22 protein-coding genes are annotated in these 22425 nt (G+C 56.8%); all 22 read right to left on the bottom strand.

Annotation, left to right across the window (positions count from 1 at the left end):
- Positions 1–126 precede the first annotated feature (126 nt).
- The 22 genes from GNF76_RS06385 to mnmE all read right to left on the bottom strand — a co-directional run bounded on the left by GNF76_RS06385 (position 127) and on the right by mnmE (position 22374).
- Entirely contained in the window at positions 127–429 is a 303-nt protein-coding gene (locus tag GNF76_RS06385; RefSeq protein ID WP_155582334.1) for a hypothetical protein, read from the bottom strand.
- 9 nt (positions 430–438) lie between these two features.
- The gene (locus GNF76_RS06380; protein WP_155582333.1) at positions 439–1062 is read right to left on the bottom strand and encodes a LysE family translocator; all 624 of its coding nucleotides are present in this window, start codon (positions 1060–1062) and stop codon (positions 439–441) included.
- A gap of 52 nt (positions 1063–1114) precedes the next feature.
- A complete protein-coding gene (locus tag GNF76_RS06375; RefSeq protein WP_155582332.1) occupies positions 1115–2419 on the bottom strand; it encodes a SidA/IucD/PvdA family monooxygenase in 1305 nt (434 codons plus the stop codon).
- 10 nt (positions 2420–2429) lie between these two features.
- Positions 2430–2897 (bottom strand): GNAT family N-acetyltransferase, encoded by a 468-nt coding sequence (locus GNF76_RS06370; protein ID WP_155582331.1) that lies wholly within the window; start codon positions 2895–2897, stop codon positions 2430–2432.
- Positions 2894–4147, bottom strand: coding sequence for a diaminobutyrate--2-oxoglutarate transaminase (gene ectB, locus GNF76_RS06365; protein ID WP_218585282.1), 1254 nt, complete (start codon positions 4145–4147; stop codon positions 2894–2896). The genes GNF76_RS06370 and ectB overlap by 4 nt, the downstream gene beginning before the upstream one ends.
- 474 nt (positions 4148–4621) lie before the next feature.
- Entirely contained in the window at positions 4622–6454 is a 1833-nt protein-coding gene (glmS, locus tag GNF76_RS06360) for a glutamine--fructose-6-phosphate transaminase (isomerizing) (RefSeq protein ID WP_155582329.1), read from the bottom strand.
- A 10-nt stretch (positions 6455–6464) separates the two neighbouring features.
- Positions 6465–7235 carry a DeoR/GlpR family DNA-binding transcription regulator gene (locus GNF76_RS06355; RefSeq protein WP_178123219.1) on the bottom strand — a complete coding sequence of 257 codons (771 nt, stop codon included), beginning with the start codon at positions 7233–7235 and terminating at the stop codon, positions 6465–6467.
- Positions 7236–7472: 237 nt separating this feature from the next.
- Positions 7473–8840, bottom strand: a complete 1368-nt coding sequence (glmU, locus tag GNF76_RS06350; protein WP_155582327.1) for a bifunctional UDP-N-acetylglucosamine diphosphorylase/glucosamine-1-phosphate N-acetyltransferase GlmU — start codon at positions 8838–8840, stop codon at positions 7473–7475.
- A 115-nt stretch (positions 8841–8955) separates the two neighbouring features.
- A complete protein-coding gene (locus GNF76_RS06345) occupies positions 8956–9381 on the bottom strand; it encodes a F0F1 ATP synthase subunit epsilon (RefSeq protein WP_155582326.1) in 426 nt (141 codons plus the stop codon).
- A gap of 44 nt (positions 9382–9425) precedes the next feature.
- The gene (gene atpD / locus GNF76_RS06340; RefSeq protein ID WP_155582325.1) at positions 9426–10805 is read right to left on the bottom strand and encodes a F0F1 ATP synthase subunit beta; all 1380 of its coding nucleotides are present in this window, start codon (positions 10803–10805) and stop codon (positions 9426–9428) included.
- A 27-nt stretch (positions 10806–10832) separates the two neighbouring features.
- On the bottom strand, positions 10833–11693 hold the full coding sequence (gene atpG, locus GNF76_RS06335; protein ID WP_155582324.1) for a F0F1 ATP synthase subunit gamma: 861 nt from the start codon (positions 11691–11693) through the stop codon (positions 10833–10835).
- 50 nt (positions 11694–11743) lie between these two features.
- Entirely contained in the window at positions 11744–13288 is a 1545-nt protein-coding gene (gene atpA, locus GNF76_RS06330) for a F0F1 ATP synthase subunit alpha (protein WP_155582323.1), read from the bottom strand.
- A 21-nt stretch (positions 13289–13309) separates the two neighbouring features.
- Positions 13310–13846 (bottom strand): F0F1 ATP synthase subunit delta, encoded by a 537-nt coding sequence (locus GNF76_RS06325; protein WP_155582322.1) that lies wholly within the window; start codon positions 13844–13846, stop codon positions 13310–13312.
- A 12-nt stretch (positions 13847–13858) separates the two neighbouring features.
- Positions 13859–14329, bottom strand: coding sequence for a F0F1 ATP synthase subunit B (locus GNF76_RS06320; RefSeq protein ID WP_178123207.1), 471 nt, complete (start codon positions 14327–14329; stop codon positions 13859–13861).
- A gap of 57 nt (positions 14330–14386) precedes the next feature.
- Complete coding sequence (atpE, locus tag GNF76_RS06315; RefSeq protein ID WP_002555987.1) at positions 14387–14644, bottom strand: F0F1 ATP synthase subunit C; 258 nt, start codon at positions 14642–14644, stop codon at positions 14387–14389.
- Between the two features lie 133 nt (positions 14645–14777).
- Entirely contained in the window at positions 14778–15647 is an 870-nt protein-coding gene (gene atpB / locus GNF76_RS06310; protein WP_155582321.1) for a F0F1 ATP synthase subunit A, read from the bottom strand.
- 16 nt (positions 15648–15663) lie between these two features.
- Positions 15664–16071: a F0F1 ATP synthase subunit I gene (locus tag GNF76_RS06305; protein WP_155582320.1), complete on the bottom strand. Its 408-nt coding sequence runs from the start codon at positions 16069–16071 to the stop codon at positions 15664–15666.
- Positions 16072–16219: 148 nt separating this feature from the next.
- Positions 16220–17092, bottom strand: a complete 873-nt coding sequence (locus tag GNF76_RS06300) for a ParB/RepB/Spo0J family partition protein (protein WP_155582319.1) — start codon at positions 17090–17092, stop codon at positions 16220–16222.
- 9 nt (positions 17093–17101) lie between these two features.
- Positions 17102–17899 (bottom strand): ParA family protein, encoded by a 798-nt coding sequence (locus GNF76_RS06295; RefSeq protein WP_005792605.1) that lies wholly within the window; start codon positions 17897–17899, stop codon positions 17102–17104.
- An 18-nt stretch (positions 17900–17917) separates the two neighbouring features.
- Positions 17918–18562, bottom strand: a complete 645-nt coding sequence (gene rsmG, locus GNF76_RS06290; protein ID WP_155582318.1) for a 16S rRNA (guanine(527)-N(7))-methyltransferase RsmG — start codon at positions 18560–18562, stop codon at positions 17918–17920.
- Positions 18559–20451, bottom strand: a complete 1893-nt coding sequence (gene mnmG, locus GNF76_RS06285) for a tRNA uridine-5-carboxymethylaminomethyl(34) synthesis enzyme MnmG (RefSeq protein ID WP_178123206.1) — start codon at positions 20449–20451, stop codon at positions 18559–18561. Before mnmG ends, rsmG begins: the two co-directional genes overlap by 4 nt.
- A gap of 552 nt (positions 20452–21003) precedes the next feature.
- Positions 21004–22374 (bottom strand): tRNA uridine-5-carboxymethylaminomethyl(34) synthesis GTPase MnmE, encoded by a 1371-nt coding sequence (gene mnmE, locus GNF76_RS06280; protein WP_155582317.1) that lies wholly within the window; start codon positions 22372–22374, stop codon positions 21004–21006.
- Positions 22375–22425: the final 51 nt, after the last annotated feature.

Here is a 22425-nt window from a genome sequence, read left to right as displayed (position 1 = left end):
TAGTTATCCACAGGCTCGCAGTCTAGCGCGAACGACTGCGTAGACACCGGGTTGCGTTTGTTTACCTGACCTTCATTTCTTAACTGACTACATTACCCGACCTAGGGCTTTTTCGTAGGCGGCGTATCAACAGGCCCATTTGAAATCATGAAAAGCCACCGCCCCCGGTGGCGCTGCCACTACCGCTTCAACCCTGCGCCTGGCCGCTTGTAACGAGGCTGCGTAGCTGACCCCCGGGCCCAAGGCCTCGACGATGGGGAAGATGTCTTCAAGCCCGCAGTCGAGGATCAAGGTGGCTTGTACGTAATCGCTCGCCAGGTTCCGTATAGGACCGTTCAGCGGCAAGCCATCATGGGGCAGATCGATCAGCAACCAACTGCGGTACTTGAAGCGCGCGCTCACCTCCTTGAGCAAATCGTTCCATTCCATGACACGGCCTCATCGACTGGCAATCAATACTGGAATTGCGTTATTGAGTGAAAACGCCACCAGAAACACCGCCAGTCCTACGTCAATCTGCCGGGTGTATTTGAGAAACAGCGCCTTGATCGGGCCTTGGCCGAATAGCAACGCAACCACGGAGTACCAGATCACTTCCAGGGTCGAACACAACATGACCACCAGTACCTTTTCGATGTCGGTACGCGGCGAAGAAAGAAAGCCGGCGTAGATGCTGATCATGAAGGCGATCGTCTTCATGTTGCTGATGTTGGTGATAACGCCCACCCGATAAGCCTTGGCAAAGCTGGTGACCCCAGGCGCAGCGCTTTCGGCAGCGCCGGTGTGTTTTGCCAGCACACTTTTGATGATGCTGTAGGCGATGTACAGCAGGTATGCCGAACCACACAACGTGGCGACTTTGGAAAACGCCGGGTACTGATGCAGCAATGCCGCCAGGCCCAGCAGGGAAATGGTCGAGAAAAATACCCCTACGGTGCAGATGCCCAGGGTTGCGCCAAGTCCCGTAGAGACAGACCCCAATGAAGAAAACCGGCTGACGATAATGAAATTAGGCCCCGGGCTTATCACCGCCAGTATGTAAATCAACGCTGCTGTAAACATGAGAACTCCTTGTATGAAGCAGCAGCCCGCAAAGGCCGCTGCAAGGGTTGGATCAGGCCAACGCGTGTGCCGGCACGTCGACCTGCGCCAACTGTGCCTCCAGGGCCGACAAGATGTGTTCAACCCGCAAGGAAATCAGACTGAACGAGCCGGCATCACCCAAGCCGTGGGAGCTTTCGCATAACCCGTTGAGAAACACGGCGGGCAAGCCATCCAAAGGTGTCAGGCTGTAATCACGATTGACCACGAGCGCGCCTTGGGCATCGGCACGAAACCGGCGGTGATAAGCCGCAAGCAGCGGCGGATAAAGCTCGCCATTTTCCTTGGCGGCAATGTCCTTGAAGCCGGTGGCGAGCACCAGTGCATCCAGGGCCAGGGTCGAGTGCGTCAGCTGATTGACCTCCTTGAGCGCCAACTGCACTTGCCCCGATGTATCAATGTGCACCTGCTCGATGGCAATGTTGTTGAGAATCTTGATGCGCTGCTTGCCCTGCAGTTTTTCTTCATGGATGCGCACGTACAGTGCGTTGATCACATCTTCATCGGCCGAGCTGTAGTTGGTGCCCCGCAGCTGCTTATCCACCCGCACCTTGGCCTCAGACGACAAGTTGAAGTAGTAGTCGATAAATTCCGGGAAATACACCTTGTCGCTGAACGGGCTGGTGTCCTTGAGTCGAAAGCTGAAGCTGCGGTGCAGCGAATAAATCTCTTTGTCTGGAAACCTGGCGGTCAGGTCGAGGACAATTTCAACCGCGCTTTGGCTGGAGCCCACCACGCCAATGCGCTGCACGTTCGGTGGCAGCTTATTGATGCGTTCCAAGTAGTGATTGAGGTGGAACACCTGAGGGCCGGTCAGGCCGTCGAATACCGCCGGGATATTCGCCGTGCGCCCGGTGCCCAGCACCAGGCTGCGCCCGTAGATGACCCGCTGATTGTTGTAGGTGACCTTCCACACCGGCTCACCGTTGAACAGCAACGGCTCAACCCGTTGGGCGAACGCCGAGGACTCGACACTGCCGAGAAAATGGCCGGCTACCCATTTGATGTACTCGGCATATTCGCGCCGCAACGGGTACGTCAGCGGCAGGTTGAGGTAGTCGAACAGGCGGCCGGTTTCTTTCAGGTAATTGACGAAGCCATAGCGGCTGCGCGGGTTTCGTGGCGTGACCAGGTCCCGCAGCGGGTTATTCTGGATGTCCGAGCCGCTGAGCAGCATTTCATCCTGCCAGTCGGGCTCGGGCTTGGCATCCAGAAAGCGGTACGTGAGCGCAGAGGCTGATTCTTCAAGCCCGATGGCCAACGCCAGGTTAGAGGGGCCGAAGCCAATACCGACGATATCGAAAACAGTGTCTGACATGGGACAGCTCCTATCCTTGGGCTTGCTTGAGGGGAAGATGGTAATAGTGATAAGCCGTGTTTTCGATAAATCCGAAGCGCGTGTATAAATTTCTCGCCCGCGGGTTATCCTCCGCGCCTTCAATGAATAATTGTTTGGCGCCGGTTGTTTGTGCGAACGCTTTTGCGGCATTCAATAACGCGAGGCCTACACCTGCCCTGCGCTTGGACGCCTCGACATATAAGTCATTAAGTATCCATAGGCGCTCCAACGTGACACTTGAGAAACTTGGGAACAGTTGGGTAAAGCCAATCACTTCGTTATTGACTTCAGCAACGACAATAATCGACTCGCCTAAAAAGAACCGCTGTTGAATAAATGCCAAGGAACGGGACAAGTCGGGTGCTTCACCATAGAACTCGCGATACTTGTCCAACAAAGGCGCAATGGCCACGGCGTCATCCAGAGAAGCGTGCCGTGTGATGATCAGCTCACTCATGGCGCAGTCACCTCGGCAAAGGCTTGTTCAAGTATGTGCAGCCCTTGGGTAATCTGCGCGGGCGTGATCGTCAGTGCCGGGAGGAACTTGAGCACCTGGTTCTCGATGCCGGAGGTTTCAATGATCACCCCACCAAGATAGGCCTGCGCGGCAATTTTTTGCGCCAGCGACCGGTCTTCGAACTCGATGCCTTTGAAGAACCCACGCCCCTTGAGACGGTTAGGCGCCGTGGCGGCAACGCCCTGGGATAATGTCAGCAACCCTTGATGCAGGACGTCGGCTTTGGCCTTGAGTACCTGGGTAAAACTCGCGTCGCTCCAATAGTGATCGATCACTACCTTGCCCGTGACGAACGCCAGGTTGTTGCCGCGGAACGTACCGTTGTGCTCCCCCGGCTCCCATACATCCAGATGGGGCGCGAGTAGAACGAGAGACATGGGCAAGCCATAGCCACTGATGGATTTGGACAAGGTCACGATATCCGGCGTGACACCCAGGGCCTCAAAGCTGAAGAAGTCCCCGGTGCGGCCGCAGCCTGCCTGAATATCATCAATAATCAACAGTATGTCGTGCTCACGGGCAATAGCCTGCACGGCCTGCACCCAAGCGGGCGAAGCGCTGTTCACACCACCTTCACCCTGTACCGTCTCCAGTATGATTGCCGCCGGCTTGTCGACCCCGCTGCCGCTACGCAGCATGTTGGCCAAGTACAACGACGTATCCACACTCTCGCCGAAGTACTGGTCATATGGCATAAACGTCACGTTATTCAAGGTGACGCCTGCGCCTGCGCGCTTGCGCGGATTGCTCGTCAACGCCAGACTGCCCAGGGACATGCCATGGAACGCGTTGGTGAACGCCACGACATTCTGGCGTCCGGTGTACTTGCGGGCCAGTTTAATGGCCGCCTCCACCGCGTTGGTGCCAGTGGGGCCGGGAAACTGAACTTTGTAGCGCAGATTGCGTGGCGCCAGGATCTGCTCTTCAAACGCGGTCAGGAATGCTTTCTTGGCGGTGGTCTTGAAATCCAGGCCATGGGTGATGCCATTCTGGCCGATGTAATCGAGCAGCGCGGCCTTCAATACCGGGTTGTTATGCCCGTAGTTCAAGGCCCCCGCACCACTGAAAAAGTCGATGAACACCTGACCCTGTTCACTGGTCAAGGTCGAGCCTTCAGCAGTGTGGAACGTGGCGGTGAAGTCACGGCAATAAGAGCGAACGTTAGACTCTTTAAGCTCAAATATATCCAAGGACTGTGGCGTGGCAGGTGCAAGATGGGAAATTGAGTAGTTCAGCGTGGCCGTCATGTCAGGTACCGTTTATCAATCCAATTGAATGGACTTCCAACAGGCATAGCAATTTCCCAGTGGCCATGTAGCGAATGCTGAGAAGACTTTAACCCTTGAAGTCCGCGTGCAACTTTCATCCAATGAAACATGACCCGCTCTGTTGGCCAGCAGGAACAATTACGTCTTTCGCTTATTAAACTAGCAGCAATCCAGGAATGAACGACTAATTATAAATTCATATGCTTATTACTTGTTTTTTTGGGGTATATGAACTGCCACCGGCACCGTAAATATCTCCATTCCATCTTTCTGCAGGTGGTGTTGCCGTACTGGGTGGGTGAGATAAAAAGAAAAAGCCCCTGAAATCAGGGGCTTTTGGCACTGTGTCAAAATCTATTGTCCGAAACCGATGTGTATCGGCAAACGCTGAAAGGCTTACTCCACCGTCACCGACTTCGCCAGGTTACGCGGCTGGTCAACGTCCGTGCCTTTGAGCACAGCAACGTAGTACGACAGCAGTTGCAGCGGGATGGTGTAGAGGATCGGCGACAACGTGTCGTGGATGTGCGGCATGTTGATGACGTGGGTGCCTTCACCATTGGTCATGCCAGCCTTTTCGTCAGCGAACACGATCAGTTGACCACCACGGGCACGGACTTCCTGCAGGTTGGATTTGAGCTTCTCCAACAGTTCATTGTTCGGTGCGACAGTGACGACAGGCATGTCGTCATCCACCAGGGCCAACGGGCCGTGCTTCAGCTCACCGGCCGGATAGGCTTCGGCGTGGATATAGGAAATTTCCTTGAGCTTCAGGGAGCCTTCCATCGCCACGGGGTACTGCGCGCCACGACCGAGGAACAGGGTGTGGTTCTTGTCGGCAAACAATTCGGCGACTTTTTCCACGGTGCTGTCCATCGCCAAGGCTTCACCCAGGCGTGTCGGCAGGCGGCGCAGCTCTTCCACCAGAGTGGCTTCAACGCCCTCAGCGAGGGTGCCGCGCACTTGGCCCAGGGACAGAGTCAGCAGTAACAAGCCCACTAACTGGGTGGTGAAGGCTTTGGTAGAAGCGACGCCAATTTCACGGCCGGCCTGGGTCAGCAGGGTCAGGTCGGATTCACGCACCAGGGAGCTGATGCTGACGTTGCAGATCGCCAGACTGCCCAGGAAGCCCAGCTCCTTGGCGTTGCGCAGGGCAGCCAGGGTGTCGGCGGTTTCGCCGGACTGAGAGATGGTCACGAACAAGGTATCGGGCTGTACCACCACCTTGCGGTAGCGGAATTCGCTGGCCACTTCGACCTGGCACGGGATGCCGGCCAGCTCTTCCAGCCAGTAACGGGCAACCATACCGGCGTGGTAGCTGGTACCACAGGCAACGATCTGCACGTTGCGCACTTTGGCGAACAGCTCGGCAGCTTGCGGGCCGAAGGCATTGACCAGTACCTGGTTCTGGCTCAGGCGACCTTCCAGGGTGCGTTGCACCACGGCCGGTTGCTCGTGGATTTCCTTGAGCATGAAGTGGCGGAACTCGCCTTTATCAGCGGCTTCGGCGCCGTCACGGTACTGCACGGCTTCACGCTCGACGGTGCGGCCGTCGACGTCCCAGATTTGCACGCTCTCGCGGCGGATCTCGGCGATGTCGCCTTCTTCCAGGTACATGAAGCGGTCGGTGACCTGACGCAGGGCCAATTGGTCGGAAGCGAGGAAGTTCTCGCCAAGGCCAAGGCCGATCACCAGCGGGCTGCCACTGCGGGCAGCGACCAGGCGGTCCGGCTGGCTGGCGCTGATCACGGCCAAGCCATAGGCACCATGCAATTCCTTGACGGTGGCCTTGAGGGCTACGGTCAGGTCGTTATGGTCCTTGAGCTTGTGGTTCAGCAGGTGAGCGATGACTTCGGTGTCAGTGTCCGAGGTGAAGACATAGCCCAGCGCCTTGAGCTGTTCACGCAACACTTCGTGGTTTTCGATGATGCCGTTGTGGACAACAGCCAGGTCACCGGAGAAATGCGGGTGAGCATTGCGTTCGCACGGTGCACCGTGGGTTGCCCAACGGGTGTGGGCAATGCCCAAGCGACCCACCAATGGCTCGCCGGCCAGAGCCTGTTCCAGTTCACTGACCTTGCCCGGACGACGCATGCGTTCCAGCTTGCCAGCGTTGGTGAAGAGCGCCACACCGGCGCTGTCATAGCCTCGATATTCCAGGCGTTTGAGGCCCTCGAGCAAAATGGCGGTGACGTTTCGTTCAGCGACTGCGCCAACAATTCCACACATGGTTTCTCTCCTAGATGACTGCCGCGCAAATCAACGTAATGCCGCGGGCTTGGATCTGGTCGCGGGCCTCAAGCGGCAGGCGATCATCGGTGATAAGGGTATGGACGCTGCTCCAGGGCAGTTCCAGGTTGGGGATCTTGCGGCCAATCTTGTCGGACTCGACCATGACCACCACTTCGCGGGCAACCTCAGCCATGACTCGGCTCAGGCCCAGCAACTCGTTGAAGGTAGTGGTGCCACGCTCCAGATCGATGCCGTCGGCGCCGATAAACAATTGGTCGAAGTCGTAGGAACGCAGCACTTGCTCGGCGACTTGGCCCTGGAAGGAATCAGAATGAGGGTCCCAGGTGCCGCCGGTCATCAACAACACCGGCTCGTGTTCCAGCTCACTGAGGGCGCTGGCCACATGCAGTGAATTGGTCATCACCACCAGGCCGGGTTGCTGGCCCAGCTCGGGGATCATGGCGGCGGTGGTGCTACCACTGTCGATGATGATTCGTGCATGTTCGCGCAGTCGCATAACGGCCGCACGGGCTATGGCGCGCTTGTAGGCCGAAATGGGCTGGGCGGGGTCACCCACCAACTCTTGGGGCATGGTGATCGCACCACCATAGCGACGCAGCAACAGGCCGTTGCTTTCGAGGGCGGCCAGGTCCTTGCGGATGGTCACCTCCGACGTCTCGAAACGCTTGGCCAATTCGTCCACGCTGACTTCACCTTGCTCGGTGAGCATGGCAAGGATGTTGTGGCGACGTTGGGGTGTATTTCGTTTCGACATGATGGATTTAAGTTTCGATTCGAAAGATAACGAAGGCAATCAAAACCTATTGGCTCAGAATCGTCAAGCACCAAGAGGTAGTTTTTCAGAGGTCCTGAGCACATCACCAAACAAATGTGGGAGCTGGCTTACCTGCGATGGCGGCGTGTCAGACGACATCAATGTTAAATGTCAGACCGCTATCGCAGGCAAGCCAGCTCCCACAAGGGATCAGCGTTGTCAGTCGAGGTTGTGGATAACTCAGGTCTTTTTGATTTTGACCGGGCGCTTCCAGCCGTCGATGTTGCGCTGACGGGCACGGGCCACTGCCAGTTGTGACTTATCCACATTCTGATTGATGGTAGAACCAGCGGCAGTATTTGAGCCATCACCGATGCTTACCGGTGCCACCAACGAGTTGTTTGAGCCGATAAACACGTCCTCACCAATGGTGGTCTGGTGCTTATTTGCCCCATCGTAATTGCAGGTGATAGCGCCGGCGCCGATATTGCTACGAGCGCCGATCACAGCATCACCAAGGTAGGCCAAGTGCCCTGCCTTGGCATCGTCGCCCATCTGTGCATTTTTCAGTTCGACAAAGTTACCCACATGAGCCCTGGCGCCCAACACACTCCCCGGACGCAAGCGGGCGAACGGACCGGCATCACTGCCCTCACCCATGACTGCGCCATCGATGTGGCTGTTAGCCTTGATCACAACGCCTTGGCGCAGGGTACTGTCCTTGATCACGCAGTTAGGACCGATAACCACGTTGTCTTCAATGACCACTCGGCCTTCGAGGATCACGTTGATGTCGATCAGCACGTCGCGGCCCACGGTGACGTCGCCACGCACATCAAAACGAGCCGGATCACGCAAGGTCACGCCCAAGGCCATCAGCCGGCGTCCTTCGCGCAGTTGGTAGTGACGCTCCAGTTCGGCGAGCTGCTTGCGGTCATTGGCGCCCTGTACTTCCATCGGGTCGTGAGGGTGCTCAGTGGCGACTACCAGGCCATCACTGACGGCCATTTCAATCACGTCGGTCAGGTAATACTCGCCTTGGACGTTGTTGTTGGACAGGCGGCCCATCCAGTCAGCCAGGCGGTCGGCGGGTACCGCAAGGATGCCGGTGTTGCCTTCAGTGATGGCTCGCTGGGCGTCGGTGGCATCCTTGTGCTCAACGATGGCGGTCACCTTGCCGTCGGCGTCGCGCACGATGCGGCCATAACCGGTGGGGTCATCCAGTTCAACTGTCAGCAACCCCATCTGGCCCGGCACCACGTGCTTGAGCAGGCGCTGCAAGGTTTCCACTTCGATCAGCGGCACGTCACCATAGAGAATCAGTACAGTGTCGGACTTGATGAACGGCACGGCTTGCGCGGTGGCATGACCGGTACCCAATTGCTTGTCCTGCAATACGAAATTCAAGTCGTCCGCCGCCAGGCGCTCGCGCACCACATCAGCACCATGGCCAATCACCACATGGATGCGTTGCGGCTCCAATTGCCGGGCGCTGTGGATAACATGTCCCAGCATGGAGTTACCGGCAACCGGGTGCAGCACCTTAGGCAGGGCCGAACGCATGCGGGTGCCTTGGCCGGCGGCAAGAATTACGATTTCAAGAGACATGAATGGCTACCAATCCTGGGCGGTCCGGTTTCAGACCAAAGAAGTGTTTTGCAAAAAAAGAAAAAGGGTAGCCGAGGCTACCCTTTTTAATCAATCACACATGAAGTGCGACGGCTTAGCCGCCAAACTTCTTGCGGATCTGCTGGACGGTACGCAGCTGAGCTGCGGCCTCGGCCAGACGTGCAGCAGCAGAACCGTAGTCGAAATCTGCGCCTTTTTCGTTCAGGGCCTTCTCGGCAGCCTTGACGGCTTCCTGAGCAGAGGCTTCATCCAGGTCAGCAGCACGTTGCACGGTGTCGGCAAGTACCTTGACCACGCTCGGCTGAACCTCGAGGAAACCGCCGGAGATGTAAAACACCTCCTTCTCCCCGCCCAGCTTGGTCAGAGTAATCGGACCGGGCTTCAAGGACGTAATCAATGGCGCGTGGCCAAAGTTAATGCCCAAGTCACCCAGATCGCCGTGTGCAATCACACTTTCAATCTGACCGGAGAAAATCTCCCCTTCCGCGCTGACGATATCGCAATGGAATGTCATAGCCATCTGATTGCCTCAACCTGATTAGCGCCCGTTACCGGGCGCCGGGATTACAGTTTCTTGGCTTTCTCGATCGCTTCTTCGATGCCGCCGACCATGTAGAACGCTTGTTCTGGCAGGTGGTCGTAGTCACCGTTGAGGATGCCTTTGAAGCCAGCAATGGTGTCTTTCAGGGAAACGTATTTACCCGAAGCACCGGTGAAGACTTCAGCCACGAAGAACGGCTGCGACAAGAAGCGCTGGATCTTACGAGCGCGGGATACCAACTGCTTGTCGGTTTCCGACAGCTCGTCCATACCCAGGATCGCAATGATGTCCTTCAGTTCTTTGTAACGCTGCAGCACGTACTGAACGCCGCGAGCGGTGTCGTAGTGCTCCTGGCCGATCACGTTCGGGTCCAGCTGGCGCGAAGTCGAGTCCAGTGGATCGACCGCTGGGTAGATACCCAGGGAGGCGATGTCACGGGACAGTACAACGGTGGCGTCCAAGTGGGCGAAGGTGGTCGCTGGCGACGGGTCGGTCAAGTCATCCGCAGGTACGTATACCGCTTGGATCGAAGTGATCGAACCTTCCTTGGTCGAAGTGATACGTTCTTGCAGAACGCCCATCTCTTCAGCCAGGGTCGGCTGGTAACCTACTGCCGAAGGCATACGGCCCAGCAGTGCGGATACTTCAGTACCGGCCAGGGTGTAACGGTAGATGTTGTCGACGAACAGCAGAACGTCGTTACCTTCGTCACGGAACTTCTCGGCCATGGTCAGGCCGGTCAGGGCTACGCGCAGACGGTTACCCGGCGGCTCGTTCATCTGACCGTAAACCAGTGCCACTTTGTCCAGAACGTTGGAGTCCTTCATCTCGTGGTAGAAGTCGTTACCCTCACGAGTACGCTCACCCACACCCGCGAACACGGAATAACCGCTGTGCTCGATGGCGATGTTACGGATCAGTTCCATCATGTTTACGGTTTTGCCTACACCGGCACCACCGAACAGACCGACTTTACCGCCCTTGGCGAACGGGCAAACCAGGTCGATAACCTTGATGCCGGTTTCCAGCAGGTCGTTGCCGCCTGCCTGCTCTGCGAACGACGGCGCAGGACGGTGAATGCCCCAGCGCTCTTCGGTGTCGATCGGGCCAGCTTCGTCAATCGGGTTGCCCAGTACGTCCATGATCCGGCCCAGGGTCGCTTTACCGACCGGTACGGAGATGGCTGCGCCAGTGTCAGTGACTTCCAGACCGCGCTTCAAGCCCTCGGTGGAACCCATTGCAATGGTACGAACCACGCCGTCGCCCAGCTGTTGCTGAACTTCCAGAGTGGTGCCGGCATCGCTTTGGACTTTCAAAGCGTTGTAGATGCTCGGTACGCTGTCGCGTGGGAATTCCACGTCGATAACGGCGCCGATGATTTGAACGATACGTCCGCTACTCATAGCTGGATCCTCTGAATATTTGAACCGTTAAACCGCGGCAGCGCCGCCGACGATTTCCGAGATCTCTTGGGTGATCGCAGCCTGACGCGCCTTGTTGTAGATCAGTTGCAAATCACTGATCAAATCACCGGCGTTGTCGGTAGCGTTCTTCATCGCGATCATCCGCGCAGCTTGTTCAGCCGCGTTGTTCTCGACCACCGCCTGGTACACCTGCGACTCCACGTAGCGCACCATCAAGCCGTCAAGCAGCTCTTTGGCGTCTGGTTCGTAGAGGTAGTCCCAGTGGTGCTTGAGTGTTTGTTCCGGGGTCGCCACCAATGGAATCAACTGCTCCACGGTAGGCTGTTGCGTCATGGTGTTGACGAACTTGTTGGATACCACGGACAGGCGGTCAATCCGGCCTTCCAGGTACGCATCCAGCATCACCTTGACGCTACCGATCAAGTCATTGATCGACGGTTCTTCACCCAGGTGGCTGATAGCTGCAACGACGTTACCGCCGAAGTTGCGGAAAAAGGCCGCACCCTTGCTACCAACAACACACAGATCGATCTCGACGCCTTTTTCGCGGTTTACCGCCATGTCCTTGACCAGGGCCTTGAACAGGTTGGTATTCAGACCACCGCACAAACCACGGTCACTGCTCACTACCACATAACCCACACGCTTAACTTCGCGGTCGATCATGAACGGGTGGCGGTATTCCGGGTTGGCGTTAGCCAAATGCCCAATTACCTGGCGGATACGCTCCGCATAAGGACGGCTAGCAGCCATGCGCATTTGTGCCCTGCGCATTTTGCTGACCGCCACTTTTTCCATGGCGCTGGTAATCTTTTGCGTGCTTTTGATGCTCGCAATCTTACTGCGAATCTCTTTTGCGCCTGCCATGTAACACCTATCAGGTTAGCAAGCGGGAGCCTCGCGGCTCCCGCTGCGGCTTACCAGGTTTGGGTGGCCTTGAACTTCTCGATACCGGCTTTCATGCCAGCGTCGATTTCGTCATTGAAGTCACCCTTCACGTTGATCTTCGCCATCAAATCGGCGTGATCTCGGTTGAAGTAAGCAATCAGCGCTTGTTCAAAGCTGCCGACCTTGGCGATTTCGACGTCAGTCAGGAACCCACGCTCAGCGGCATACAGCGACAACGCCATGTCAGCGATCGACATTGGGGCGTATTGCTTCTGCTTCATCAGCTCGGTAACGCGCTGACCATGCTCAAGTTGCTTACGGGTCGCTTCGTCCAGGTCAGAAGCGAACTGGGCGAATGCCGCCAGTTCACGGTACTGAGCCAGAGCGGTACGGATACCACCGGAGAGCTTCTTGATGATCTTGGTCTGAGCGGCACCACCCACACGGGATACCGAAACACCGGCGTTCACAGCAGGACGGATCCCGGAGTTGAACATGGCCGATTCCAGGAAGATCTGACCGTCAGTGATGGAAATCACGTTGGTCGGAACGAACGCGGAAACGTCGCCAGCCTGGGTTTCGATGATCGGCAGTGCGGTCAGGGAACCGGTTTTGCCGGTCACTGCGCCGTTGGTGAACTTCTCTACGTACTCTTCCGAAACGCGGGATGCGCGCTCCAGCAGACGGGAGTGGAGATAGAACACGTCGCCTGGGTAAGCTTCACGGCCTGGTGGACGGCGCAGCAGCAGGGAAATCTGGCGGTAAGCCACTGCTTGCTTGGACAGATCGTCATAAACGATCAACGCGTCTTCACCGCGGTCGCGGAAGTATTCGCCCATGGTGCAACCGGAGTACGGTGCCAGGAACTGCAGCGCAGGAGATTCCGAAGCACTGGCAGCCACGATGATCGTGTTGGCCAGGGCGCCGTTTTCTTCCAGCTTGCGAACTACGTTGGCGATGGTCGATTGCTTCTGACCAATGGCTACGTAGACGCAGAAAATGCCGCTGTCTTTCTGGTTGATGATCGCGTCGATCGCCAGAGCGGTTTTACCGATCTGACGGTCACCGATGATCAGCTCACGCTGGCCACGGCCGACAGGAATCATGGCATCGACAGCCTTGTAGCCAGTCTGTACAGGCTGGTCTACCGACTTACGCCAGATCACGCCTGGAGCAACTTTCTCGACCGCATCGGTCTCGGTGTTGTTCAGCGGACCTTTGCCGTCAACTGGGTTACCCAGTGCGTCGACAACGCGACCCAGCAGTTCCTTACCAACCGGAACCTCCAGGATGCGGCCTGTGCACTTGGCGCTCATGCCTTCAGCCAGACTGGTGTACGCGCCCAATACAACGGCACCTACGGAGTCTTGCTCCAGGTTGAGGGCCATACCGTAGACGCCGCCCGGAAACTCGATCATCTCGCCGTACATGACGTCGGCCAGACCGTGAATCCGCACGATGCCGTCAGATACGCTGACGACAGTGCCTTCGTTACGGGCTTGGGAGGTCACATCGAGCTTGTCGATGCGGCCCTTGATAATTTCACTTATTTCGGAAGGATTGAGTTGCTGCATTGCTCTGCTGCCCCTTCAAACTCAAGATTTCAATGCTTCGGCAAGGTTCGCGAGTTTGCCGCGAACCGAGCCATCGATAACCAGGTCGCCGGCGCGAATGACAACACCCCCAATGAGGGACCTGTCTTCCGCAACTTGCAGGCGCACTTCCCGGTCGAGTCGTGCACTGAGAACCTTGGCGAGTTTGTCTTGCTGTTCTTGGTTCAATGCAAAAGCACTGGTGACTTCAACGTCTACCGACTTCTCTTGCTCGGCCTTGTACAGGTCGAAAAGAGCGGCAATCTCCGGCAGAAGCGGGAGACGGTCGTTTTCGGCAACGACGTGAATGAAGTTCTGCACTTTTACATCAAACTTGTCGCCGCACACGTCAATAAACGTGGCGGCCTTATCTGCGCTCGTCAGTCGCGGGGCCTTGAGCACGCGCTGCATAGTGTCGTCTTGCGACACTGCTGCAGCCAGGCCGAGCATGGCTGACCAAGAGGCCAGCTGCTGGTGGGCCTGGGCGTGCTCGAAGGCTGCCTTAGCGTAAGGTCGGGCCAACGTGGTCAATTCTGCCATGATCGCCCTCGCTTAAATTTCAGCAGCCAGTTTGTTAACCAGCTCCGCGTGCGCGTTTTGATCGATTGTGGCACCGAGGATCTTCTCAGCACCGCCGACCGCCAGAGCACCCAGTTGGGTACGCAGCGCGTCTTTGACGCCGTTCAGTTCCTGTTCGATCTCGGCAATCGCCTGTGCCTTCACACGTTCAGCTTCGACGCGGGCTTTATCAACAGCCTCTTCGACGATCTGGTTACCGCGTTTCTTGGCTTGCTCAATGATTTCAGCTGCCTGTGCTTTCGCATCGCGCAGTTGATGGCCCGCTTTCTCTTGGGCCAACTCCAGGTCGCGAGCTGCACGGCTGGCAGCGTCCAATCCATCAGCGATCTTCTTCTGACGTTCGTGCAAAGCCGCGATGACCGGAGGCCACACGAACTTCATGCAAAACACTACAAAAATGAAGAACGCAACGGATTGGCCAATCAGGGTTGCATTAATGTTCACGCCAACACCTCGCTCATTCGTTGTCCATCACCCTAATCACTCGAAAAATTCGAGTGATTAGCCAGCGAGTTGACCAACGAAAGGGTTCGCGAAGGTGAAGAACAGAGCGATACCAACGCCGATCATGGTCACGGCGTCGAGCAGGCCGGCAACGATGAACATTTTAACTTGCAGCATTGGAACCATTTCTGGCTGACGCGCTGCGCCTTCCAGGAACTTGCCGCCCAGCAGGCCGAAACCAATGGCAGTACCCAGGGCGCCCAGGCCGATCAACAGTGCAACAGCGATAGCGGTTAGACCAACTACAGTTTCCATCTTTCCTCCCGACTTTTACGTCGTATGGTTTAGGTTTTTTAGATTTTAAAGCGGTAAAACAAATCGTTTCATAGCCCTTTCAGGCCACCCTCCCATTTGACCGGGAGGGACATCAGACTAGTCGAGACTGGCCTTAATGGTTCTCTTCGTGCGCCATCGACAGGTAGACGATGGTCAGCATCATGAAGATAAACGCCTGCAGGGTGATGATCAGGATGTGGAACACAGCCCACGCCCACTGCAGAACTACGCCCAGGCCGCTAAGCCAGAGCAGACCGCTGCCGAACATCACAGCGATCAGAATGAACACCAGCTCGCCGGCATACATGTTGCCGAACAGTCGCAGAGCCAGGGAAATCGGCTTGGCGATCAAGGTTACGAACTCCAGCAGGAAGTTCACCGGAATCAGCAGCGCTTGCAGGAAAATATTCTTGCTGCCAAACGGATGCAGGGTCAGTTCGCCGATGAAGCCGCCGATGCCCTTGACCTTGATGCTGTAGAAAATGATCAACGCGAACACCGACAGGGCCATGCCCAGGGTGGCGTTAGGGTCTGTGGTCGATACGGCACGGAATGGAATGTGCGCATCGCCAGTGATCAGGATGGCCAACTGAGGAATCCAGTCAACCGGAATCAGGTCGACGGCGTTCATCAGGAACACCCAGACGAAGATGGTCAGTGCCAACGGCGCAATCACCGGGCTACGGCCATGGAAGCTGTCTTTCACGCTGCCATCGACGAATTCGACCAATACTTCAACGAAGTTCTGCAAAGCACCCGGCTGACCGGAAGTCGCCTTCTTTGCCGCCATGCGGAAAATCAGGACGAAGATCAGACCCAATGCGACAGACCAGCCCAGAGTATCCAGGTGGAATGCCCAAAAGCCCATTTCTTTGGCTTCTGCTGCGGTGTGGGCAAAGCCCCAGCCGCCATTGGGTAGCTGACCGAAGGTCAGGTTCTGCAAGTGGTGCTGGATATAGCCCGAAGCGGTTGTTTCTGCCATGGTTGCCTCAAACGCCCTAAGGTCTCGAAAGTCTTGTTTTCATAAGCAGGGGAGCGAACCAGTTGACCAGTTGGGTCAACACGAAGACGCCGAATACAGCTAGCGGCGCCAATGGCTTCACACCTGCAAAGGTCAGTGCGAACAGCACTGCCGTCAAAATCAGTTTCCCTGCCTCGCCGGCATAAAATGACCGGACGATAGCCTGGGCTGCTCGGGCGCCGGAAAACCGAAAGGCCCTGTGAGCAAAATACATGTTGGGCAGCAAGGCTATCAGGCCTCCGCAGAGTCCTGAATACCCGGCAACGACTCCATGCCAATACCAAAGCGCCAAAGCGGCAATCAGTAAAATGACAAATTGGGCCACTAAAACCGGGAAAACGGCCAAGCGATGGAACGGCAACGTGTTTGGCGTGCGGGTTTCCATCACTCTTGCTCCTCAATAGTCGGCTGCCGGAAATCAATAACTTGGCATAATTTGTGCCGACAAAATGCGCGCAGAGTATAGGGGCGGTTCTGCCCCTATTCAACTGCCGGGTAGTGATTTCCGACTGCGCGCTACATAAGCAAATGTTTCAGCGGATGTGGGCAAGGACGCCCTGAAGCTCATCCAATGAGTTATATCCGATGACCAATTGCCCTTTGCCTTTCTTCCCGTGACGAATTTGCACCGCAGAGCCTAGGCGTTCGGCCAGGCGCTGCTCCAGGCGTGCAATATCCGGATCAGGTTTGGCTGTTTCGACCGGTGCAGGTTTACCACTGAGCCACTGGCGAACCAGAGCCTCAGTCTGACGAACGGTGAGACCTCGTGCGACAACGTGTCGCGCCCCTTCAACCTGTTGATTTTCCGGCAAACCAAGCAATGCACGGGCGTGCCCCATTTCCAGGTCACCGTGGGAAAGCATGGTTTTGATCACTTCCGGCAAGGCAATCAGGCGCAGCAGGTTGGAAACGGTAACCCGGGATTTACCCACCGCATCGGCAACTTCCTGCTGAGTCAGCTTGAATTCCTGCTGCAAGCGCTGCAAGGCGATCGCTTCTTCGATCGGATTGAGGTCCTCACGCTGAATGTTTTCAATCAGCGCCATGGCGATCGCGGTTTCATCCGGCACATCGCGGACCATCGCCGGGATGGTTTCCTGGCCAGCCTGTTGGCTGGCACGCCAGCGGCGTTCGCCGGCGATGATTTCAAAGCGGCCACCACCAATTGGGCGAACCACGATTGGCTGCATCACGCCCTGGGCCTTGATCGATTGCGCCAGTTCTTCCAGTGCCTGGGGATCCATGTCCCGGCGCGGCTGGTATTTGCCACGCTGGATCAGATCCAGCGGCAGATGCTGCAGCTCACGCTGATCGGCCTGCACCGCCTGTTCTTCAAGCGAAGTGACAGTCGGACCACTCAGCAGTGCATCCAGTCCACGTCCGAGACCTCGTTTCTTGACGGCCATGAGGATTCCTTAAGTTGGCTGGGCTGCAGCGGTGCGTGAGTTGCGGCGTTGGCGACGAACCATCTCGCCCGCCAGGGCCAGGTAGGCAATGGCACCACGGGATGACTTGTCGTACGCCAGCGCGGGCATGCCATAGCTTGGCGCTTCGGCCAGGCGAATGTTGCGTGGAATCACGGTGTCGTACAACTGATCACCAAAGTGTTCCTTGAGCTGCGCCGACACATCGTTCATCAGGCTCAGCCGCGGGTCATACATGGTCCGCAGCAAACCTTCGACTTTCAGGTTCGGATTGAGCAATTCAGCGATGCGCTTGATGTTATCCACAAGGTCGCTCAAGCCTTCCAGGGCGAAATACTCGCACTGCATGGGGATAATCACCCCATCGGCAGCAACCAATGCGTTCAGCGTGAGCATCGACAGCGACGGTGGGCAGTCGATCAAAATGTAATCGTAATTCTCGCGGATCGGCGCCAAGGCGCTACGCAGACGGCTTTCTTTCATCTGCATTTCCAGCAGCACCACTTCCGCCGCCGTCAAATCACGGTTGGCCGGCAGCAGTTGATAACCGCCGTGCTCGGAATAGTGCATGGCCTGGGCCAGGTCACACTCGCCAATCAGCAAGTCATAGACCGAGTTTTCCAGACCGTGTTTATCCACACCGCTACCCATGGTGGCGTTGCCCTGTGGATCGAGGTCGATCAACAGCACCCGACGCTTGGTAGCGACCAGGGATGCTGCGAGATTGATGCAGGTGGTGGTTTTGCCCACGCCACCTTTCTGGTTCGCTATCGCGAATACCTTAGCCATTCTTGCTTGTGTTCCCAATCATGCCGTGCGGCGCAGTATCAGCAGATGGCGTTGGCCTTGGCAACCGGGTACGGCCAAGGCGTGTTCGCTATCAAGGTGGAAGTCTGCCGGCAATGCTAACAGCTCGTCGCTTGGATGAACGCCCTTCATTGCCAGCCAACGCGTATCGCGGTCGCCAAGATGGCGGGTCCAGTTGCTGAAGTTCTCCATGCTGCTGAACGCCCGGGACACAATGCCGTTGAAAGGCTGTGCAGGCGTAAAGGCTTCGACGCGGCTGTGGATAACTTGCAGGTTGTCCAGCTTGAGTTCGAGTTTGACCTGCGTCAGGAAGCGGGTTTTCTTGCCGTTGCTGTCCAGGCAGGTCACTTGTGACTCGGGAAACAGGATCGCCAACGGGATGCCAGGCATACCGCCGCCGCTGCCAACGTCGAGCCAGCGACCGTTATCGATAAACGGCATGACGCTGAGGCTGTCGAGCAAATGCCGGGAAACCATTTCGTCTGGATCACGCACGGCAGTGAGGTTGTAAGCCTTGTTCCATTTGATCAACAGGGCCAGATAGCCCAGCAACAACTCGTGCTGGGCTTCGGTCAGGTTGACGCCAAGCTGGCGAGCACCTGTGGATAACTCTTCGGCGTGTTGCGAGGTGACCAACGAACTCAAGCGCTTTGCTCCAACTGACGGCCCGCGCCGCGTTTTTTCAAATGAATCATCAACAGCGAAATGGCTGCCGGTGTGACGCCCGGGATACGCGACGCTTGGCCCAGTGTTTCCGGCCGAGTTATCCCCAGCTTGCTTTGGATCTCTTTGGAGAGACCCGAGATATTCGTGTAATCGATATCCACAGGCAGCTTGGTATCTTCACTGGCCCGCAGACGAACGATCTCGTCTTGCTGGCGATCGATGTAGCCCGCGTACTTGGTCTTGATTTCGACCTGCTCGGCGACCTGGGGATCTTCTGCACCGCCGCCCGTTACCGAGATCAGACCAGCGTAGTCGATTTCCGGACGGGACAGCAGGTTCAGCAGGTTGTACTCATGAGTCAGCGGTGTACCGAATTTTTCGGCAATGGCATCGCCCTGCTCGGTGCCCGGACGAACCCAGGTACTTTTCAGGCGCTGCTCTTCCAAATCGATGCTTTCGCGTTTTTTACAGAAGGCGGCCCAACGCACGTCATCCACCAGGCCCAGCTCACGACCTTTTTCGGTCAAGCGCAGGTCGGCGTTATCTTCACGAAGAATCAGGCGGTATTCGGCCCGGGAAGTGAACATCCGGTACGGTTCCTGGGTTCCCAGGGTAATCAGATCATCGACCAACACGCCGATGTACGCTTCATCGCGACGCGGGCACCAGCTGTCTTTGCCCTGAGCGCGCAATGCTGCGTTGGCTCCGGCCAGCAAACCTTGGGCGCCGGCTTCTTCGTAACCGGTGGTGCCGTTGATTTGGCCGGCGAAGAACAAACCGCCGATAACTTTGGTTTCCAGGCTGTACTTCAAATCACGTGGATCGAAGTAGTCGTACTCGATGGCATAACCAGGACGCACGATATGGGCGTTTTCCATGCCGCGAATCGACTGCACGATCTGGATTTGCACGTCGAACGGCAGGGAAGTGGAAATTCCGTTCGGGTACAGCTCGTGGGTGGTCAAACCTTCCGGCTCGATAAAGACCTGATGGCTTTCCTTGTCGGCAAAGCGGTGGATCTTGTCTTCGATCGACGGGCAGTAACGCGGGCCAATGCCTTCGATCACCCCGGAATACATCGGCGAACGGTCGAGGTTCGCGGCAATGATTTCGTGGGTTCGGGCGTTGGTGTGAGTAATCCAGCAACTGACCTGCTTGGGATGCTGTTCCTTGGAGCCCATGAACGACATGACCGGGATCGGGGTGTCACCGGCCTGCTCGGTCATCACAGAGAAATCCACAGAACGCCCATCGATACGCGGTGGTGTACCGGTTTTCAGGCGGCCCACCCGCAGCGGCAGTTCGCGAAGGCGATGAGCCAGCGCGATTGACGGTGGATCACCGGCACGACCACCGGAATAGTTCTGCATACCGATGTGGATAAGTCCACCGAGGAAGGTACCGGTGGTCAACACCACGGATTCTGCGAAGAAACGCAGGCCCATTTGGGTGACAACACCGCGTACCTGGTCCTGTTCGACGATCAGGTCATCGGCGGCCTGTTGAAATATCCACAGGTTCGGCTGGTTTTCCAGGGTTTCGCGGACAGCGGCCTTGTACAGGATCCGGTCGGCTTGAGCCCGTGTGGCTCGCACGGCCGGGCCTTTGCGGCTGTTCAATACGCGAAATTGAATACCACCCTTATCGGTGGCCATGGCCATCGCACCGCCCAGGGCATCGATTTCCTTGACCAGATGGCTTTTGCCAATCCCACCAATGGCAGGGTTACAGCTCATGGCGCCGAGGGTTTCCACGTTATGCGTCAGCAACAGGGTTTTTGCCCCCATGCGTGCTGACGCCAGTGCTGCCTCGGTACCGGCATGACCGCCGCCGATGACGATCACTTCAAAACGGGAAGGGAAATCCACCACGCACCTCGTGCCTGCTTCTGTAGGTAATTAGGAATGGGCGTTCGAGCTTGGGTTTTCGAACGCGTTGGCAAGTATAGGGACTTCGCCCCTCCTAAAGAACCCTTTGCACAAAATTTAACCAGCTGTGGATGAATCACAGACAATAGAAATTAAAAGAGAGAAATTTATTAAATCTTTGTTTTTATGTTTATTTCTACTGAGCCACCTTTCTGTGGATAGAATCACACAGGCTATATATTACGCTGTGTACAGAGATTCAAAAGTCTGTGGTTAGGTGCCAAGGAGGCCCTTGGATAAGTGGTTTAAGCCTGTGGATTAAACAGATGGTTATCCACAGAGGGTGTTTTACTCAGTTTTCGAGCCCTGTTATCAACTGGGCACAAGGGCGGTTATTCACAGGGCTTAATCCACAGAAAAGTGTCCGCCACAGCAAATAGCGCCCACGAAAAAGCCGCCGCTACCGATAGCGGTTGTTAAAATTTGGAGTTGAGTACCCTGAAACGGGCGGAACAGACAGGCACGAATGGCCTGTCTGTGAGTAACGAAGGATTATTTACCGATGCAGAAGCTGGAAAAGATCCTGCCCAGCAGATCATCGGAGCTGAATGCACCGGTAATTTCCCCCAGCAGCTGTTGAGCCTGGCGCAAATCCTCGGCAAGCAGCTCTCCTGCTCCCGCCAACGTCAGCTGCGCCCTTCCATGCTCAAGGGCAGCGCTGGCATGTCGCAAAGCCTCCAAGTGCCGGCGGCGCGCACTGAAGCTGCTTTCCGACGTCTGTTCGTAGCCCATGCACGCTTTGAGGTGGTCGCGCAGCAGTTCCAGACCATTGCCTGCCGACTTGGCACTGAGGCTGATAGTCACGTGGCCATCCTCACTGACTTCCAAAGCAATTGGCTCGCCCGTGAGGTCAGCCTTGTTGCGAATCAGGGTAACTTTAGCCGGATCCGGCCGCTGTTCGAGGAATTCTGGCCATAGGGCAAAAGGATCCACAGCCTCCGGAGCAGTGGCATCCACCACCAACAACACCCGATCGGCTTCACCAATGGCCTTGAGTGCTCGCTCTACACCAATTTTTTCCACCTGGTCATCGGTATCGCGCAGCCCTGCGGTATCCACGACGTGCAGCGGCATGCCGTCGATGTGGATATGTTCGCGCAAGATATCCCGCGTAGTGCCGGCGATCTCTGTAACGATGGCCGCCTCACGCCCGGCCAGGGCATTGAGCAAGCTGGACTTGCCGGCATTCGGTCGACCGGCAATCACTACGGTCATCCCGTCACGCAGCAATGCACCTTGCCCGGCTTCGCGAAGAACGGTGGATAACTCATCACGGACCTTGTCGAGCATGGCCAACACATGACCATCGGCGAGGAAGTCGATTTCCTCTTCCGGAAAATCAATGGCCGCCTCGACGTAGATCCGCAAGCTGATCAACTGCTCGGTGAGGTTATGCACACGCAGGGAAAACGCGCCCTGCAACGAGCGCAACGCATTGCGCGCAGCTTGTGCAGAACTGGCCTCGATCAGGTCCGCAATAGCTTCAGCCTGCGCCAGGTCGAGCTTGTCATTGAGAAACGCGCGTTCACTGAATTCACCCGGCCGGGCCAGGCGGCAACCCAGTTGCAGGCAGCGCTGCAGCAGCATGTCCAGGACAACCGGGCCGCCATGGCCTTGCAGCTCCAGCACATCTTCACCGGTGAAGGAGTTGGGCCCTGGGAAGTACAGGGCAATGCCTTCGTCCAGGACTTCTTCGTTATCGCCCAGGAACGGGCCGTAATGGGCGTACCTCGGTTTCAGCTCACGGCCACTGATGGCCTGTGCTGCCACGCGGGCGAGCGGTCCGGAAATACGGACGATACCGACACCACCACGACCTTGAGCGGTGGCAACGGCGGCGATGGTTTCACGAGGAGCGCTCATCAACGGGTACCCAGACAAAAGTGACGGAAAGCAAAACGCCCCACTAGGGGG

Source organism: Pseudomonas spelaei, from assembly GCF_009724245.1.
Lineage (GTDB): Bacteria > Pseudomonadota > Gammaproteobacteria > Pseudomonadales > Pseudomonadaceae > Aquipseudomonas > Aquipseudomonas spelaei.
This window is presented reverse-complemented; position numbering and strand designations above follow the sequence as displayed.

Bases quoted from the DNA above. Each gene is read 5' to 3' on its own strand.
- GNF76_RS06375 (WP_155582332.1), bottom strand. From the start codon at position 2,419: ATGTCAGACACTGTTTTCGATATCGTCGGTATTGGCTTCGGCCCCTCT.
- atpB (WP_155582321.1), bottom strand. From the start codon at position 15,647: ATGGCAGAAACAACCGCTTCGGGCTATATCCAGCACCACTTGCAGAAC.
- atpE (WP_002555987.1), bottom strand. From the start codon at position 14,644: ATGGAAACTGTAGTTGGTCTAACCGCTATCGCTGTTGCACTGTTGATC.
- mnmE (WP_155582317.1), bottom strand. From the start codon at position 22,374: ATGAGCGCTCCTCGTGAAACCATCGCCGCCGTTGCCACCGCTCAAGGT.
- GNF76_RS06380 (WP_155582333.1), bottom strand. From the start codon at position 1,062: ATGTTTACAGCAGCGTTGATTTACATACTGGCGGTGATAAGCCCGGGG.
- atpA (WP_155582323.1), bottom strand. From the start codon at position 13,288: ATGCAGCAACTCAATCCTTCCGAAATAAGTGAAATTATCAAGGGCCGC.
- GNF76_RS06385 (WP_155582334.1), bottom strand. From the start codon at position 429: ATGGAATGGAACGATTTGCTCAAGGAGGTGAGCGCGCGCTTCAAGTAC.
- GNF76_RS06345 (WP_155582326.1), bottom strand. From the start codon at position 9,381: ATGGCTATGACATTCCATTGCGATATCGTCAGCGCGGAAGGGGAGATT.
- GNF76_RS06300 (WP_155582319.1), bottom strand. From the start codon at position 17,092: ATGGCCGTCAAGAAACGAGGTCTCGGACGTGGACTGGATGCACTGCTG.
- GNF76_RS06325 (WP_155582322.1), bottom strand. From the start codon at position 13,846: ATGGCAGAATTGACCACGTTGGCCCGACCTTACGCTAAGGCAGCCTTC.
- GNF76_RS06305 (WP_155582320.1), bottom strand. From the start codon at position 16,071: ATGGAAACCCGCACGCCAAACACGTTGCCGTTCCATCGCTTGGCCGTT.
- glmU (WP_155582327.1), bottom strand. From the start codon at position 8,840: ATGTCTCTTGAAATCGTAATTCTTGCCGCCGGCCAAGGCACCCGCATG.
- GNF76_RS06295 (WP_005792605.1), bottom strand. From the start codon at position 17,899: ATGGCTAAGGTATTCGCGATAGCGAACCAGAAAGGTGGCGTGGGCAAA.
- atpD (WP_155582325.1), bottom strand. From the start codon at position 10,805: ATGAGTAGCGGACGTATCGTTCAAATCATCGGCGCCGTTATCGACGTG.
- atpG (WP_155582324.1), bottom strand. From the start codon at position 11,693: ATGGCAGGCGCAAAAGAGATTCGCAGTAAGATTGCGAGCATCAAAAGC.
- GNF76_RS06370 (WP_155582331.1), bottom strand. From the start codon at position 2,897: ATGAGTGAGCTGATCATCACACGGCACGCTTCTCTGGATGACGCCGTG.
- glmS (WP_155582329.1), bottom strand. From the start codon at position 6,454: ATGTGTGGAATTGTTGGCGCAGTCGCTGAACGAAACGTCACCGCCATT.